Genomic DNA, 15,388 nt, shown 5'->3' with positions numbered 1-15,388 from the left:
TCGTTGTCGGATGTCTTCGGATACCTCATCGGCACCGCTCTGCGGAGACCGCGGCTGCGATCACCGAATCGGCGTGCCGCAGCCCCCGCCCCGGTCATGTCCGGCCCTCCTTGTCGCCGCCGCGGTTTGCCTCGAGCATGCGCTGATAGCGCTCGGGATCCTGGCTCAACATGGTCAGGTACTCCTCGACCAGCGCCCGCCAGCCGAACCCCCCGTGCTCCTTCAATCGCAGCAGGGCGATCATCAGCAGCTTGGATGCCGCCCGGATCTCGCGATCGCGGCCCTCCCCGTAAGACTCGACCAGCTCCGCGTAGAGCGCCTCGACCTTCTCGAGGGGTGTCATCCGCGTGTCCATCTAAACCTCCGCGGGCATGGGCTGGACCTTCCATATGCGCTCACAGTAATCGCGAATGGATCGGTCGGAAGAGAACTTGCCCATCCGGGCGACATTGAGGATCGACATGCGGTCCCAGTGCGCCGGATCGCCCCAGGCGTGGCCGACCTCGGTCTGGCGGCTGACGTAGGCCTGATAGTCGGCCAGCACCATGAAGGGATCGTGTTGAAGCAGGTTTTGGGTAATCGGTCGGAAGAGCTCACGGTCGCCGTGTGAGAAGAGTCCGGAGTCGATCAGATCGATGGCGGACTTCAGCTCCAGGCTTTCATGGTAGAAATCCCAAGGTCGGTAACCCTCGGCCTGCAGCTGATGAATCTGCTCTGCGGTCAGGCCGAACAGAAAGAAGTTCTCGTCGCCCACCTCCTCGCGGATCTCCACGTTGGCCCCGTCGAGGGTCCCGATGGTGAGCGCCCCGTTCATGGAGAACTTCATGTTGCCCGTCCCCGAGGCTTCCTTGCCCGCCATGGAGACCTGCTCGGAGAGGTTCGCCGCGGGATAGAGCCGCTGGCCATTCTTGACGTTGAAGTCGGGCATGAAGGCGACTCGCAGGGTGCCGTTGATTTGCGGGTCCCCGTTGATCACCTCACCGACCGAGTTGATGAGCTTGACGATCAGCTTGGCCATGAAATAGCTCGGGGCCGCCTTGCCGCCAAAGATGAAGGTGCGCGGGGCAAGCTCGAGGTTCGGGTCGGCCTTGAGACGCTCATACAGTGTAATGATGTGCAGCACGTTCAGGTGCTGCCGCTTGTACTCGTGGATGCGCTTGGCCTGCACGTCGAACATCGATTCCGGATCGACCGTCACATCCGCCTGTACGCTCAACCACTTGGCAAGATCCTGCTTGGCGGCACGCTTCACCGCGCGCCACTCCCCCTGAAACGCGGTGTCGTCGGCGCGTGTCTCGAGCGCCTTGAGGGCGGAGAGGTCACGCACCCAGTCCGTGCTGCCGCAGCAGTCAGTGAGGAGCGCCGCCAGGCGCGGGTTGCTGACGACCATGAAGCGACGCGGGGTGACCCCGTTGGTTACATTGTGGAAGCGCTCCGGCCAGATGTCATGGAAATCCTTGAGGATGGTCGATCTGACCAGATCCGAGTGCATCGCGGCCACACCGTTGACCGCGAAGCTGCCGACGGTGGCCAGATGGGCCATACGCACCCGCCCGCCATGCTGCTCGTCGATCAGGGACAGGCGTGCCACCCGGGCCTCGTCCGCCAGGAACCGCATGCGCACCTCGTCGAGGAAGCGGCGGTTGATCTCGTAGACGATCTCGAGGTGCCGTGGCAGCAGCCGACCGAAGAGCGCCACCGACCAGGTCTCGAGCGCTTCGGGCAGGAGGGTGTGGTTGGTGTAGGCACAGGTCTGGCGGGTGATCGTCCAGGCTTGATCCCAGCCCATCTGATGCTCGTCGACCAGCAGGCGCATCAGCTCCGCCACCGCCAAGGCCGGATGCGTGTCGTTGAGCTGGAGTGCGAACTTTTCGTGAAAGCCCTCCAGCGACCCCGCGGTCCCGAGCTGCAGGCGGATCATGTCCTGCAGCGAGCAGGAGACGAAGAAGAACTGCTGCTTCAGGCGCAGCTCCTTGCCGGCCTCGGGCTCGTCGTTGGGGTAGAGGACCTTCGAGATGTTCTCCGCGACCATCTTCTCGTTGACGGCCCCGTAGTAGTCGCCGGTGTTGAAGACCTGAAAATCGAACGACTCGCAGGCCTCTGCCTTCCAGAGGCGAAGCAGGTTTGCGTTCTCTACACCGTAACCCAGTATCGGCGTGTCGTAGGCGACGCCGTTGACCACCAGATCGGGCACCCAGCGCACCCGCAGGTGACCGTCGTCGCGGTACATCTCGGTGTAGCCTCCAAGCTTCACCGGAAAGCGCAGCTTGGGACGCGCGAGCTCCCAGGGGTTGCCGTTCTTCAACCAGGCATCGGTCGCCTCGACCTGCCAGCCGTTCGCGATGCTCTGGTCGAAGATGCCGAACTCGTAACGGATCCCGTAGCCGATGGCGGGGATCTGGAGCGTCGCGAGCGAGTCCATGTAGCAGGCGGCGAGCCGCCCGAGGCCGCCGTTGCCGAGCCCCGGCTCCTCCTCCTGCTCGACGATCGCCTCGAAGTCGAGGCCGAGCTCCTCACCCGCCGCACGCGCCGCCTCGAGGATCCCCAGGTTGATCAGGTTGTTGACCAGGTGTGGGCCGAGCAGGAACTCCGCCGACAGATAGCAGACGGTCCGGGCATTGGATTCCTTGTAGGTCCGGGCCGTCTTCACCCAGCGTTCCAGCAGCCGATCGCGCACCGTGTAGGCGGCCGCCATGTAAAGGTCGTGCGAGGTGGCAACCTCCGGAAAGCGCCCCTGCAGGTAGAAGAGATTGTCGACAAAGGCCCGCTTCAGCGCCTCCTTGGACAGGCCGGTCCGGGTGTGCTCCTGCTGAGTGGCGGACTTGTCGCTCTCGGTCTTCATCGCTTGCTCCTCACTCGCCTGGAATCGATCGGCCGTTTCCGAGTCCGTCCCACCTCGGGCGGCGACTCGGCAGCGGGCGCAGTCACCCGAGCCGCTGCAGATGCTCCGCCCGCCCGAAGCATAGGGTCGGCACCTCAGCTTATATCAGTCATGTGTTCGTCTGATGACCGACCACGAGCGGATCACCGTCGCGGGGGGATCCATCCTAGCTCCCAAATCGAGAGACGAACGAGCTCGACTGTCCGGCCAACCGGCTTCGGGGACGACCTGAAGCAGTTGGGCGCCTTCCCGTTCGGCGCGACCGAGATCGACACCGCTCATCAGGCGGCCGTTGCCACACTCGCGGGGGCTGTCGAGCGGCGAACCGCGGCGCTCAATCGCGCGATTGGCTGCGGCGCCAGGCTGGAAAACCGGCTCAGGACGGCGTCTGGCATACCCTAAGACGGCGGAGAACTGCAGGGAACGGCATCGCCGCGTCAGGACCGCGGATCCTCGAAGAAGACATAGTTGGTCGAGTAGTCGCTGATCTCAAAATAGACCCGCTTCTCGCCGTTGTCCTGAGCGCCGTTCAGATTGGTGTCGAGAACGCCGTAACCGAAGCGATAGGGCCGCGAGCCGGAACCCTGTGTCGCGCCGGCGGTGGTGAGCTTGTCGATCTTGATGAAGCGCTTGACCAGCTTCTCGCCGGCATAGACCTCGAGAACGCCGTTCACGCCGGTCCAGTTCTGGATCGAGCGCCCGAATTTGTTCTGGGTTTCCTGGGTACAGCCGGCGACCAGTAGGATGGTCGTCAGCGCGGCAGCAGTCTTCGAAAACGCAGCGGTGTTCATCATGATTGATCTCCCCAATCGATCTGGGTCGCCCTCGTCAGGCCATCCGATGCTGGGCAGAGTGCCCGCTCGCTGAGGACGAAATCGCCGAGCGGGATCTGGTTTCCTTGCCCCTCGTCCGGGGCAGGTCCGAGCATATTTTCAAGCCATGGAGTCGCATTACGACCAGCCTCAGGTCTAAGTCTGTTGAGCTGGCAGGACGGATAGGAGAAAGGCCCCGGGCCCGCTACCCGAGCGTATAACCGGCGTCGACATTCAGGGTCGCCCCGGTGATCAGGCGTGCGCCCGGGGAGGCGAGAAAGAGCACGGCCTCGGCGATATCCCGGGGTTCGATCGCCCGTTGCCCCAGCAGATGGCGGTGCGTCACGGTGGTCTCGATCAGGTCACCCGCCCCGCCCCACATGGGGGATTCGACGACACCGGGCGCCACGCAGTTGACGCGGATTCCGCGCGGGGCCAGGCCCATCGCAAGGCGCCGTGTCAACATGTCCAGACCGGCCTTGCTCGCCGAGTAGCTGCCGGAGGTGCAGGTCGCAAAGGGGTGTTGGGCGCAGGCCGATGAGATATTGACCACGACCGGGTCCGGGCTGCGCTCGAGCAGCTCCAGACAGGCCTGGATGAGGGCGAAGGGCGCAATCAGGTTGGTTTCCAGGGTCGCCCGCCAGGCCTCGACCGGCTCCTCGATATCCCCCTGGCCCAGGATCACACCCGCGTTGTTCACCAGCACATCCAGTCGGCCGTGCCGTTGAGCGATATCCGCGACCAGGCGCGAACGGAAATCGCCGTCGGTCACATCGCCGGCCGATGCCGTCAAGTCACCTGCGCCCGTCGCCTCCGCCCACCGCTCGGAGAGGGAGGCAACCTTGGCCGGGTCGCGCCCGAACGTCCGCACCCGATCGCCTGCCACGAGAAATGCGCCGACGAGCCCCGCCCCGATTCCCGATGTTCCGCCGCTGATGCAGACGACGCGCGGCCGATCCGGATTCATCGCTCGCGCTGACCCAGGTTGGCATGGATCAGGGCGCCGTTGAGCACAGGGGCGCGCGACGCAAAGGCGACCGTCTCGGCGATCTCCTCGGGCTCGATGAGACGATCGAATGCAGAGAGCGAGGTGACGGCGGCCAGCGTCTCGGGATTGTCTCCAATCATGGCACGGAGCTGCTCCGTATCGGTGAACCCGGGACAGATCATGCAGGAATGGATGCCACGACCGGCGAGATCCTGGCACGTGGCACGCATCATGCCTGCCAATGCGTGCTTGGCGATCACGTAGCTGGCGACCCCAGGGACCGCCTTCTCGGCCAGGGTCGAGCCGATATACAGGATGCTCGAGCCCGCACGCATATGCGGCAGAACCAGCTGGTTCAGCCCGTTGGGGGCAACCAGGTTGAGCTCGAGAACGGTCCGCAGATCGGCGCTGAGCAAGGAGTCGACCCGGTCACGACGCATCACGGATGCGTTGTGGACCAGACAGACCCGATCGGCATCGGCCAGCCAGCTGCCGAGGGGCGCCGCCAGCGCGTCCACTGCGCCGGGCTGGGCCAGATCGCACGGCAGGTTCACTATCCCCGGCTCCGGAGAGGGTCGGCGCGAGATGTTCACGACGACGCTGCCTTCAATCAGGAAGCGCGTGGCGATTGCGCGCCCGATGCCGGAGCTGGCGCCCGAGATGATGACGAGATTCATGTCGACTCCCAGGATGAAAACGCCCACTGTCCCGAACCCGACGAGACCCCGAGCTCGATCTCGCGGAGGTCCAGACCGGCCAGCTCCGGCCGACACCGGAGGCGCTCCAACAAGAGGCCGGCCAATTCTTCGATCGTCACATTGCGGATCGGCAGCACCAAGACGTCGCGCTCCAGGAAGGTGAGGCGCTCCTTGCCGAACCAGGCGATCACCATCCCGTCCGCGCTTTCGATCCGCAGATGCGGCGACTGCTCGGGGAGCAGGAGGCGCTCGTCGAGCGCATCGCACAGCTCCTTGAGCACACGCTTGAGCATGACATAGTCGAACGCCAGGCCGTCGGCGCCGACCGCCGCCGTGACATGGCACCGGACCTGAAAATTGTGCCCGTGGAGGTTTTCACGGTCGCCCCCCGAGAAGATGGTGAAATGACCGGCGCTGAAGTTGAGATACTCCTTGCTGATCTCGATCCGCGTGAGGATGTCGGTGTCCAAGACGATCTCCGATTCTTGACGGGGGCAACCTGACCCCCTCTCCCGGTGAGTCTTTGGGTCGACCGGAGCCAAACCAAGCGTGGGCCGACTGCCTGGAGACCTGCCAGCCAGGCGAGGCCGACCGACAGGATGCAGGGCAGCACGGCATTGAAGAGACTCCACATCGTCCAGGTGAGGCTCGAGCCCGGAGGAGGCGAAGGATCGCGGTGCGCCAGCCCGGACCGGCCCGCGCAGCGGTAATGGATTTGGGCCCGGGTTGCAGGGAAGCTGCGCCCTGGACGTGGAGGGCAAGGGCCGACCCGAGCGGCGGAGTCCCGAATTCCCAGCGGGGATGGACAGCATGGCCCCTGCACTGCCGGCATCGACGCGGCGCCATCGACCCAGGCCCAACGCCGGCTAACCGGCCAGATCCTCCATCCGACGGGCGAGGGTGAAATCAAGGGCCGTGAGGCCGCCCGCGTCGTGGGTGGACAGGTCGACCAGGACCCGATTGTACACATTGCACCAATCGGGGTGATGATTCATCGCCTCCGCCACCAGTGCAACCCGGCTCATGAAGCCGAAAGCATCCACGAAGTCTCTGAATTGAAAAATTTTGTGGAGTTTTTCGCCATTCAGGCTCCACGGAGAGGCGGCCGCTGCGTTCAGCTCCGACAGGGCCGCTTCGATGGCCCGGGAGTCCAGTCGTGATGAGGTCATGGCTCCCCCAAGTGGGACCGAAGACATTGCGACGATTCGCTCGCGGCACGCCCGCCCGACGTCCGAGACACACCTGCGACGGCGCTTCGCCGGCGCGGATGCGGCCGGCCGCGAGGGAACGACCGCTGGCACAGATGGCACGAGGCCCGGTTGCGCGCCCCCGATGACACCTTCGCCCGCTCAGTGATGGGCGATCGCCTTTTCCGTGAAGAGATAATCCTTGAGCTCCTTGTCAAATGCGGGGTCCTTCCGCCGAATCCATTCCAGCACCATGGCGGCGTGCTCCTTCTCCTCGTCGCGGTTGTGCGCAAGGATCGCCTTCAAATCCTCGTCCTTGCAGGCATCGACCCGCTGGTTATACCAATCGACCGCTTCGAGCTCCTCCATGAGCGAGATGATGGCCCGATGCATGTCCCGGGTCTCGTCGGACAACTCGTCGACCGGCTCGTGGTAGCCCTCGTTCGCCATAGATGCATCTCCGAATCGGTTGGTTCATCGAACGCGCGGCTGCGCGCCAGTCGATTCTCGGGTGTGACGCGACCAAACACAACCGCCGCGTGCCGAATGCCGGCGCACCGGCGCATTCCGGCTAGGGATGGCCGATCATTCACGCCGTCTTGGTCGGGACGGCCGAGGTCAGCGGGTACGATCGCGCCGCAGGGCCTCGATCAGGATCTCGCGATTGCGGTAGCGGATGTCCTTGCCCTCGGCCACATAGATGATCTGCTCGGCGATATTGCAGGCGTGGTTCCCGATGCGTTCGAGGGCGTGCGAGCTCGTCAAGAGGCAGACGATCTGACGCGGCTTGAATCCCGCGAGATCCTCGCGGCCGAGGAAGGCGCGGGTCTCGTCCGCTATCTCGACCAGCAGGCGCTCGTCCTCGAAGACGCCGAGGGCGAGCTCCACGTCGAACCCCAGCAAGGCCTGGATGCTGCGCTCGAACATGCAGCAGGCCTGTTCCTCCAGGCTGCGCAGCAGCCCCTGCAGGGTCTCCGACGGGAGGGCACCCGGGGCGAGCCCGCTTTCGCCCATGGCGAGCGACTGGCGGGCGATCCGCACCGCCTTGTCACCGGCCCGCTCGACATTCCCGGCGATGCGGGAAAGGGCGAGCACGATCCGCAGGTCAACCGCGGTCGGCTGCCGCCGCGCGATCACCCTGAAGATCTCCTCGTCGGCGTCCAGTGACAGATAGTTGATCTGGGGCTCCCGATCGAGCACGCGGTAGGCCTGGGTCTCCTCGCCATCCACCAAGGCAGCAAACGCGGAGCGCGTCTGCTCGATCACCCGCTGGCCCATGTCCAGGATGATGCCGCGCAGGGCCGCCAGCTCGCGGTCGTAACGGCGCACCGTGTGGCCGCCAGCAATGTCGCCGCGCGGCGGCGAAGAGCGCTGATCGGCCATCAACCGAAACGCCCCGTAATGTAGTCTTCGGTCAGCTTGTGCCGGGGGTTGGTGAAGATCTGGTTGGTCTCGCCGACCTCGATCAGATCCCCGAGGTGGAAATAGGCGGTACGCTGAGAGACGCGCGCGGCCTGCTGCATCGAGTGGGTGACGATGGCAATGCTGTAGTTGGCCCGCAGCTCGTCGATGAGCTCCTCGATGACCGCGGTCGCGATCGGGTCGAGCGCCGAGCAGGGCTCGTCCATGAGGATCACCTCGGGCGAGACCGCGATGGTTCGCGCGATACAGAGGCGCTGCTGCTGCCCCCCGGAAAGCCCCGTGCCAGGCTGGCCGAGGCGATCCTTGACCTCCTCCCAGAGCCCCGCCTTCTGCAGGCTGCTGGTGACAAGCTCATCGAGCTCCGCCCGGTTGTTGGTGAGCCCATGGATGCGCGGCCCGTAGGCGACGTTCTCGTAGATCGACTTGGGAAAGGGGTTGGGCTTCTGGAACACCATGCCGACCCGCGCGCGCAGCGGCACCGGGTCGAGCCCCTTGTCGTAGATCTCCTGACCGTCCAGCGTGATCGACCCGGTCACGCGGCAGCCGTCGATGGTGTCGTTCATGCGGTTGAGACAGCGCAGAAAGGTCGTCTTGCCGCAACCCGACGGCCCGATCATCGACACGACCTCGTTCTTACCGATGTCCAGGCTCACGCCATTGATGGCCTGTTTGTCCCCGTACCAGACATCGACGGCGCGACAGACCATACGGGGATCCGCGACCGTCACGTCCCCAACCGTCGCACGCGACTCACGATCCCCGGCCAGCTCTTTCGCGCTCACCGCGCCGCTGCGCTGCTTCAACTCTTCGACCGTGGTGCTCATGTCTGACCTCGAATGTGGGTTCCGCGGGGACGCACTCACCAGCGTCGCTCGAACTTGCGCCGCAGCATCACCGCGGTCAGGTTCATCAGGATCAGGAAGCCGAGCAGGACCAGGATGGCCGCCGATGTGCGCTCCACGAAGGCGCGCTCCGGACTGTCGGCCCAGAGGAAGATCTGCACCGGGAGAACCGTGGCAGGCGAGGTGAAGCCGCTCGGGATGTCCACGATGAAGGCGATCATGCCGATCATCAGCAGCGGCGCGGTCTCCCCCAGGGCCTGCGCCATGCCGATGATGGTCCCGGTCAACATGCCGGGCATGGCGAGCGGGAGCACATGATGGAGCTGGGTCTGCAGCGGCGAGGCGCCGACCCCCAACGCGGCCTCGCGGATGGACGGCGGGACCGATTTCAAGGCGGCCCGGCTCGCGATGATGATGGTCGGCAGGGTCATCAGGGTCAGGACCAAGGCCGCGACGAGCGGCGTCGAACGGGGCACGCCGAAGACACCGATGAACACCGCCAGTCCCAGGAGTCCGAAGACGATCGAGGGGACCGCGGCGAGGTTGTTGATGTTGACCTCGATCAGGTCCGTCCAGCGGTTCTTCGGGGCGAACTCCTCGAGATAGAGCGCCGCGCCGACACCGATCGGGAAGGAGAACAACAGGGTCAGCAAGAGGGTGTAGAAGGACCCCATGAGCGCCCCCGCGATCCCCGCAAGCTCTGGCTCGCGTGAGGTGCCATGGGTGAAAAAAACGGTGTTGAGCCGCTTCTGGACCCGCCCGCCCTCCTCGAGACGCTCGACCCAGCCGAGGGTCTGATCATCGACGCGTCGCTCGCTCTCCGGGCGTGTTCGGTCGATGTGCCCCTTGACCAGCATATCGATGTCGTCATCGGCGAGCAGCGAAACCTCCACCGTCGTGCCGACCAGGTCGGGATCGGCCAGCACCATGTCGCGCAGATGCGTCGGCGCCCCGACACTGATCATGCCGGCGAGGGCACGAACCTGGCGCCGATCGGTCACCTCGGGGAACGCCCGGCGCAGCGCGTTGCGAATGAGCCCGGCGTAGTTGGCCCGCATCAGGGTCTCGCGCTCGCGTGTGCCCTCCGGGTCGATCACGGCCGCCTCGAAGGTCACCGGCAACCGGATGTAGGTCTGCTGAAGCGCGGTGTAGCCCTTGCTCAGGATGTCCCCGAACAGCAGGACCACGAACAACAGGCCCAGAACCAGCGCAGTCAGGCCGAGCAGACGGAAACGCCGCTCTCGTGCGTAGCGCCGCTTCAGGCTTGCATTCACGACGTCGATGGTGCGCGGACGCGGGGCACCGCCCGCCGAGGTCTCACTCATACTGCTCCCGGTACTTGCGGACGATCTGGAGGGCGATCACGTTCAGCGTCAGGGTCACTGCGAACAGCGTGAGGCCCAGTGCGAACGCGGCCATGGTCTTGGGGCTGTCGAACTCCTGGTCACCCGTCAACAGGGTGACGATCTGAACGGTCACCGTGGTCACGCTGTCGAGCGGATTGGCGGTGAGATTGGCCGCGAGACCCGCCGCCATGACGACGATCATGGTCTCGCCGATGGCCCGTGACACGGCCAGGAGGATACCACCCACGATCCCCGGCAGGGCCGCCGGGATGATGACCCGTCGAATCGTCTCGGACTGGGTCGCCCCCAGGGCATAGGAGCCGTCACGCATGGCCTGCGGAACGGCGTTGATCACATCCTCCGAGAGCGAGGACACGAAGGGGATGATCATGATGCCCATGACCAGGCCCGCGGCCAGGGCGCTCTCGGAGGCCACGTCCAGCCCCAGCGACATGCCGAGATCGCGGACAAAAGGGGCCACGGTCAGCGCGGCGAAGAACCCGTACACCACGGTGGGGATGCCGGCCAGCACCTCGAGGGCCGGCTTGGCCAGCGCACGGACACGACGTGGGGCATATTCGGAGAGATAGATCGCCGACATGAGCCCGATCGGGACGGCCACCAGCATGGCGATCGCCGAGACCATCAACGTTCCGGTAAAGAGCGGGACGGCACCAAAGGCACCCGAGGCGCCGACCTGGTCCGCGCGCAGGGCGGTCTGCGGACTCCAGAGCGTACCGAGGAAGAACTCCAGGGGGGAGACGGCCTGGAAGAACCGCAGGGACTCGAACAGGACCGAGAGGACGATTCCCAGGGTCGTCAGGATGGCGATCGAGGAGAAGACCACCAGGATGACCATGAAGATGGATTCGACCCGGTTGCGCGCGCGCATCTGCGGCCGCGTCCTGCTCCACGCAAACGTCGTCCCGCCGAGCGCGACCGCCATCACCGCCAGCCACATGGCCCAGCCGGCAATCTGCTTGAGCTGAACGTAACGATCGGCGGCGGCCTGAATCTCGGGGGTGACCGCGCCTGAAACGATGGTTCCGGATGCCAGGTTCTTGATGTCGTTGACCAGCAGTCCGACCCGGCCCGGCGAGAGCCCCTCGATCATGGCGGGCGGGAGCTCTGACTTGACGATTGCGATCAGGATCTCGTCTTGGACGCCGCTCCAGAGTCCCAAGAGCAAGAGTGCCGGAATACCCGCCCAGAGCGCCGCGTAGAGGCCGTAGTAGGCGGGGAGCGAATGCAGGGTGTTGATGTGCCGGGTGCCGCCCGCCGTGGCGACGGCACGCCTGCGCCCGAATTGGTATGCCAGACCGATGAGCCCCAGCAGGACGATCAGCAGCGTCGATGAGTGCATGGAGGGACTGCGCTACCCCTGCAAAAACGCCAGCGGCCAAGAGGCCGCTGGCAGGTCTGGCCCGGGCTTCGGGCCGATCTCGTTTGGGAAAGGCCGACTAAGCGCATTTCCCGTCCTGGCCACGCATGGCCCGGCGTTTTCAGGCACCTGACCGCTTCAAAATGGTGCCGTCCGAGAGTCGCGACTCTCGGACGGCGTGCTGATGATGACCAGAATGGCCATGAATCAGCCTCTCCTCTAGTCGTCAAACGTCACTTGGACGGCTGCGACATCGGCTTGAGCGCCTTGGCGTCGGCAGCCACCGAGACACGCATCGCCTCGGGCAACGGGATCAGACCCTTGTCGGCCAGATAGCCGTCGGGGCCCCACGCCTTGTCGGCGGTGAACTCGGCGATATACTCCGGGATACCCGGGATGGTGCCGACGTGGGCGTTCTTGACATAGAAGTAGAGCGAGCGCGAGATTGGGTACGAGCCGTCGGCGATGCTGTCGAACGTTGGCTCGATGCCGTCGATCTTGGTGCCCTGGATCTTGTCCGTGTTCTGATCGAGGAAGCTGAATCCGAAGATGCCCAGGGCATCTGGATTCGCGACCAGCTTCTGAACGATGAGGTTGTCGTTCTCACCGGCCTCGACGAAGGCACCGTCCTCACGGATGCCCTGGCACACCGCCTTGTGCCTGTCCTTGTCCGCATCCTTGAGCGCCTTCACGGCATCGAAGCTGTTACAGCCTCCTTCCATCGCCAGCTCGACGAAGGCATCGCGAGTCCCCGAGGTGGGTGGCGGACCCAGGACCTCGATCGGGGTATCCGGCAGGTCCTTGTTGATCTCGCTCCATTTCCGATAGGGGTTGGGCACCAGCTCACCCGCCTCGTTCGGCACGTCCTTGGCCAAGGCAAGCCAGATCTCACCGAGGCTGAGATCGAGCGTCGGACCGGCCTTCGAGTGGGCGATGGCGATCCCGTCATAACCGATCTTGACCTCGGTGATGTCCTTGACGCCGTTCGCCTGGCATTGCTCGTATTCGGACAGCTTCATGGGGCGAGAGGCGTTGCTGATGTCCGACTTGTCGACACCGACGCCGGAGCAGAAGAGCTTGAAGCCACCGCCCGTCCCAAGTGATTCGACCTTGGGCGTCGGGAAGGACGACTCACGTCCAAAGGTTTCGGCAACCGCCGTGGAGAACGGGAAGACGGTCGACGAGCCGGCGATCCAGATCGAATCGCGGGCCATTGCCTGGCTCGACAGAGAGGACGCGGCGAGCGTGACGGCCGCGGCGATGATGGTGATTCTCACGACATATCTCCAGAATGGTTGGAAGCGACCCTGGATTCTCTATGTTAAGTGTGGTCATTGTATGACCCCGATATGACATTTCGATGACGACCGGGCCAACGATGGCCTGTCGTCGAGCGCATCAGTCGGAGCCCACATCACTCAGAGACCGCACCAAGCGCATACTTGCACCGAAAAAATCATCGCTTGGGTAACGCTCGCAGCTGGCCCGGATGCGGGTTAGGGCGGCATCGAGATCGGCTCCGGCGAGGACATCGCGACCGGTGGCGAGGTTCAACCCGGTCACCAGACCGGCCAGCCATTCTCGGTAGCGTCGATAGCCCTCGCCGGCGATCGCGTTCGCCGCCCCATCGGCAGGTGCGGCCATGAGAAAATCGCTGCAGGGCTTGACTCCGGCCCCCCAGAGGACCGGGACAGCTGGGGCGAGACTGGTCGCGACTGCTGCGCACCAGGGTGTCATGCCGATCAAAAGGAGGCAGCCCCGGATGCGAGCGGAGCGCCGGCGGGCGGAATGCGTCATGAGACCTTCGTCGGATGGGCTTCGGGGTCCACTCGGGGTATGATCACTAGATTTGCCGGAAGCCTGCAAGCCCATCGTCATGCGCCTCCTGATGATCTCGGACGTCTACTTTCCACGCATCACCGGCGTGTCGACGTCGATCCAGACCTTCGCACGGGAATTCGTCGGGAAGGGGCATGGCGTCACCTTGATCGCCCCGGACTATGCATCCGCCGGCGCAGAGGCCCCTTCCGAGCCCTTCGAGATCCTGCGCATCCCCTCACGCTATCTGCCGATCGACCCGGAGGACCGCATGCTGCGGCCGCGGGAGATCCGCCGCCACTATGAGACCCTGGCGCGCCGGGGCTACGACCTGGTGCACATCCACACCCCGTTCTTCGCCCACTACACCGGTCTTGCCCTGGCCAGACGCCTGGACGTTCCGGTCGTCGAGAGCTATCACACCTTTTTCGAGCAGTACCTCCATCACTACGTCCCCTTTGTGCCGACCGCCTGGATGCAACGCGTGGCCCGGTACTTCTCAGCGGCCCAGTGCAACGATGTCGACGCCCTGGCCGTGCCATCTCACGCCATGCTGGACATCCTAAAGCACTACGGGGTGAAGACGCCGGCCGCGGTGATCCCGACCGGGATCGAGCTTGGGCGGTTCAGTGACGGTGACGGCAGCCGCTTCCGGGCCCGTTGGGGCATACCGGCCGAGCGGCCGGTCCTGGTCCATGTCAGTCGCCTGGCCTTCGAGAAGAATATCGAGCTCATCCTCCGGACCCTCGCGCGGATCAAGGTCCAGATTCCGGACGTCCTCCTGGTCATCGCGGGGGAAGGACCGGCGCGCCGCCACTTGGAGAGGCTGACCCGTCGTCTGGGCCTCACCGACAATACCCTGTTCACCGGCTATCTCGATCGCGACGGCTCACTGGAAGACTGCTATTGCGCCGGCGCCGCCTTTGTCTTCGCCTCGCGCACCGAGACCCAGGGGCTGGTCCTCTTGGAGGCCATGGCGCTCGGCGTGCCGGTCGTCTCCACGGCCGTGATGGGCACCAAGGAGGTCCTGGCCGGCGGACGCGGCTCCCTGATCGCCGACGATGATGAGCGGGACCTCGCGGACAAGGCCGTCCGCGTGCTCACCGACTCCGAGCTGCGTGCACGACTCGCCCGCGAGGCGGCCGAGCACGCCAGATCCTGGTCGGCGCCGGTACTCGCCGAGCGCATGCTGCACCTCTATGAACAGGTGATCAAGCGCCGCACCGTCTCGCGGGCGTCCGGCCCCTCGGTCGATCCGGCCCTCGAGGCCGACGATCCGATCTGAAGACCCGCTGGCGCGAGCCGCGCCGGTCCTAGGAGTATTCGGCGTTTCCCGTCAGGGGCACGCGACACCGGTCATGGTCAACAGTCCCTATGACTTGGGCAGGGTGACCCCGCGCTGTCCCTGATATTTCCCGCCGCGGTCCTTATACGAGGTCTGACAGACCTCGTCCGACTCGAAGAAAAGGATCTGGGCCACCCCTTCGTTGGCATAGATCTTCGCCGGGAGGGGCGTGGTGTTGGAGAACTCCAGGGTGACATGACCCTCCCACTCGGGCTCGAGGGGCGTCACATTGACGATGATGCCGCAACGCGCGTAGGTGCTTTTGCCGAGACAGATGGTGAGGACGTTGCGCGGGATACGGAAATACTCAACGGTGCGGGCGAGTGCGAAGGAGTTGGGAGGGATGATGCAGACGCCGGCGTTGAGATCGACAAAACTATTGGAGTCGAAATTCTTGGGATCGACGATCGCCGAGTTGATGTTGGTGAAGATCTTGAATTCGTCGGCGCAGCGGATGTCGTAGCCGTAGCTGGACGTGCCGTAGGAGATCACCCGGCCATGCTCGCCCTCGCGCACCTGGGTCGGCTCGAAGGGCTCGATCATGCCGTGCTCCTCGGCCATACGGCGGATCCAGCGGTCAGACTTGATGGCCATGGCGCCCTCTGGGTCAGCAGACAGCCGCGAAGGCTACACCAGCGCCGCCGTCCTCAACAAGCTCAGGACGGCGC

At 64.8% G+C, this 15,388-nt stretch carries 16 protein-coding genes; 1 reads left to right on the top strand and 15 read right to left on the bottom strand.

The genetic code is table 11. The features are described 5' to 3' along the window. Positions 1–94: 94 nt before the first annotated feature. The 14 genes from LJE61_RS08105 to LJE61_RS08040 form a co-directional block, all read right to left on the bottom strand. Positions 95–355, bottom strand: a complete 261-nt coding sequence (locus tag LJE61_RS08105) for a hypothetical protein (RefSeq protein WP_296913882.1) — start codon at positions 353–355, stop codon at positions 95–97. Continuing rightward, positions 356–2,842, bottom strand: a complete 2,487-nt coding sequence (locus LJE61_RS08100) for a glycogen/starch/alpha-glucan phosphorylase (protein ID WP_296918010.1) — start codon at positions 2,840–2,842, stop codon at positions 356–358. Between the two features lie 476 nt (positions 2,843–3,318). After that, complete coding sequence (locus tag LJE61_RS08095; RefSeq protein WP_296918008.1) at positions 3,319–3,675, bottom strand: hypothetical protein; 357 nt, start codon at positions 3,673–3,675, stop codon at positions 3,319–3,321. Positions 3,676–3,898: 223 nt separating this feature from the next. Beyond that, complete coding sequence (locus tag LJE61_RS08090) at positions 3,899–4,660, bottom strand: SDR family NAD(P)-dependent oxidoreductase (RefSeq protein ID WP_296918006.1); 762 nt, start codon at positions 4,658–4,660, stop codon at positions 3,899–3,901. Beyond that, positions 4,657–5,358 (bottom strand): SDR family NAD(P)-dependent oxidoreductase, encoded by a 702-nt coding sequence (locus LJE61_RS08085; RefSeq protein WP_296918004.1) that lies wholly within the window; start codon positions 5,356–5,358, stop codon positions 4,657–4,659. The genes LJE61_RS08090 and LJE61_RS08085 overlap by 4 nt, the downstream gene beginning before the upstream one ends. Then, entirely contained in the window at positions 5,355–5,849 is a 495-nt protein-coding gene (locus tag LJE61_RS08080; RefSeq protein ID WP_296912915.1) for a 6-carboxytetrahydropterin synthase, read from the bottom strand. The genes LJE61_RS08085 and LJE61_RS08080 overlap by 4 nt, the downstream gene beginning before the upstream one ends. 396 nt (positions 5,850–6,245) lie before the next feature. Next, positions 6,246–6,548 carry a 4a-hydroxytetrahydrobiopterin dehydratase gene (locus tag LJE61_RS08075; protein ID WP_296912917.1) on the bottom strand — a complete coding sequence of 101 codons (303 nt, stop codon included), beginning with the start codon at positions 6,546–6,548 and terminating at the stop codon, positions 6,246–6,248. A gap of 180 nt (positions 6,549–6,728) precedes the next feature. After that, positions 6,729–7,016: an encapsulin-associated ferritin-like protein gene (locus LJE61_RS08070; RefSeq protein WP_296912919.1), complete on the bottom strand. Its 288-nt coding sequence runs from the start codon at positions 7,014–7,016 to the stop codon at positions 6,729–6,731. Positions 7,017–7,184: 168 nt separating this feature from the next. Continuing rightward, positions 7,185–7,949: a PhoU domain-containing protein gene (locus LJE61_RS08065; RefSeq protein ID WP_296912923.1), complete on the bottom strand. Its 765-nt coding sequence runs from the start codon at positions 7,947–7,949 to the stop codon at positions 7,185–7,187. Next, on the bottom strand, positions 7,949–8,812 hold the full coding sequence (pstB, locus tag LJE61_RS08060) for a phosphate ABC transporter ATP-binding protein PstB (protein WP_296912926.1): 864 nt from the start codon (positions 8,810–8,812) through the stop codon (positions 7,949–7,951). Before pstB ends, LJE61_RS08065 begins: the two co-directional genes overlap by 1 nt. Before the next feature lie 35 nt (positions 8,813–8,847). Continuing rightward, positions 8,848–10,155 carry a phosphate ABC transporter permease PstA gene (gene pstA / locus LJE61_RS08055; protein ID WP_296912929.1) on the bottom strand — a complete coding sequence of 436 codons (1,308 nt, stop codon included), beginning with the start codon at positions 10,153–10,155 and terminating at the stop codon, positions 8,848–8,850. After that, positions 10,148–11,539, bottom strand: coding sequence for a phosphate ABC transporter permease subunit PstC (gene pstC, locus LJE61_RS08050; RefSeq protein ID WP_296918002.1), 1,392 nt, complete (start codon positions 11,537–11,539; stop codon positions 10,148–10,150). The genes pstA and pstC overlap by 8 nt, the downstream gene beginning before the upstream one ends. Before the next feature lie 251 nt (positions 11,540–11,790). Next, positions 11,791–12,834, bottom strand: a complete 1,044-nt coding sequence (locus LJE61_RS08045; protein WP_296912935.1) for a PstS family phosphate ABC transporter substrate-binding protein — start codon at positions 12,832–12,834, stop codon at positions 11,791–11,793. A 121-nt stretch (positions 12,835–12,955) separates the two neighbouring features. Continuing rightward, a complete protein-coding gene (locus LJE61_RS08040) occupies positions 12,956–13,354 on the bottom strand; it encodes a hypothetical protein (protein WP_296912937.1) in 399 nt (132 codons plus the stop codon). Between the two features lie 79 nt (positions 13,355–13,433). Here LJE61_RS08040 and LJE61_RS08035 point away from each other — a divergent pair, with 79 nt between their 5' ends. Beyond that, positions 13,434–14,660, top strand: a complete 1,227-nt coding sequence (locus tag LJE61_RS08035) for a glycosyltransferase (RefSeq protein WP_296912945.1) — start codon at positions 13,434–13,436, stop codon at positions 14,658–14,660. Between the two features lie 87 nt (positions 14,661–14,747). On the opposite strand, the gene dcd is transcribed toward LJE61_RS08035, so the two are convergent. Next, positions 14,748–15,314 (bottom strand): dCTP deaminase, encoded by a 567-nt coding sequence (gene dcd, locus LJE61_RS08030; RefSeq protein ID WP_296912940.1) that lies wholly within the window; start codon positions 15,312–15,314, stop codon positions 14,748–14,750. Positions 15,315–15,388: the final 74 nt, after the last annotated feature.

The organism is Thiocapsa sp. (assembly GCF_022340925.1).
GTDB lineage: Bacteria > Pseudomonadota > Gammaproteobacteria > Chromatiales > Chromatiaceae > Thiocapsa.
Note: the sequence above shows the minus strand (reverse complement) of the source record. Positions and strands in the feature narration are given on the sequence as shown.

Bases quoted from the DNA above. Each gene is read 5' to 3' on its own strand.
- LJE61_RS08105 (WP_296913882.1), bottom strand. From the start codon at position 355: ATGGACACGCGGATGACACCCCTCGAGAAGGTCGAGGCGCTCTACGCG.
- LJE61_RS08100 (WP_296918010.1), bottom strand. From the start codon at position 2,842: ATGAAGACCGAGAGCGACAAGTCCGCCACTCAGCAGGAGCACACCCGG.
- LJE61_RS08095 (WP_296918008.1), bottom strand. From the start codon at position 3,675: ATGATGAACACCGCTGCGTTTTCGAAGACTGCTGCCGCGCTGACGACC.
- LJE61_RS08090 (WP_296918006.1), bottom strand. From the start codon at position 4,660: ATGAATCCGGATCGGCCGCGCGTCGTCTGCATCAGCGGCGGAACATCG.
- LJE61_RS08085 (WP_296918004.1), bottom strand. From the start codon at position 5,358: ATGAATCTCGTCATCATCTCGGGCGCCAGCTCCGGCATCGGGCGCGCA.
- LJE61_RS08075 (WP_296912917.1), bottom strand. From the start codon at position 6,548: ATGACCTCATCACGACTGGACTCCCGGGCCATCGAAGCGGCCCTGTCG.
- LJE61_RS08070 (WP_296912919.1), bottom strand. From the start codon at position 7,016: ATGGCGAACGAGGGCTACCACGAGCCGGTCGACGAGTTGTCCGACGAG.
- LJE61_RS08065 (WP_296912923.1), bottom strand. From the start codon at position 7,949: ATGGCCGATCAGCGCTCTTCGCCGCCGCGCGGCGACATTGCTGGCGGC.
- pstB (WP_296912926.1), bottom strand. From the start codon at position 8,812: ATGAGCACCACGGTCGAAGAGTTGAAGCAGCGCAGCGGCGCGGTGAGC.
- pstA (WP_296912929.1), bottom strand. From the start codon at position 10,155: ATGAGTGAGACCTCGGCGGGCGGTGCCCCGCGTCCGCGCACCATCGAC.
- pstC (WP_296918002.1), bottom strand. From the start codon at position 11,539: ATGCACTCATCGACGCTGCTGATCGTCCTGCTGGGGCTCATCGGTCTG.
- LJE61_RS08040 (WP_296912937.1), bottom strand. From the start codon at position 13,354: ATGACGCATTCCGCCCGCCGGCGCTCCGCTCGCATCCGGGGCTGCCTC.
- LJE61_RS08035 (WP_296912945.1), top strand. From the start codon at position 13,434: ATGCGCCTCCTGATGATCTCGGACGTCTACTTTCCACGCATCACCGGC.
- dcd (WP_296912940.1), bottom strand. From the start codon at position 15,314: ATGGCCATCAAGTCTGACCGCTGGATCCGCCGTATGGCCGAGGAGCAC.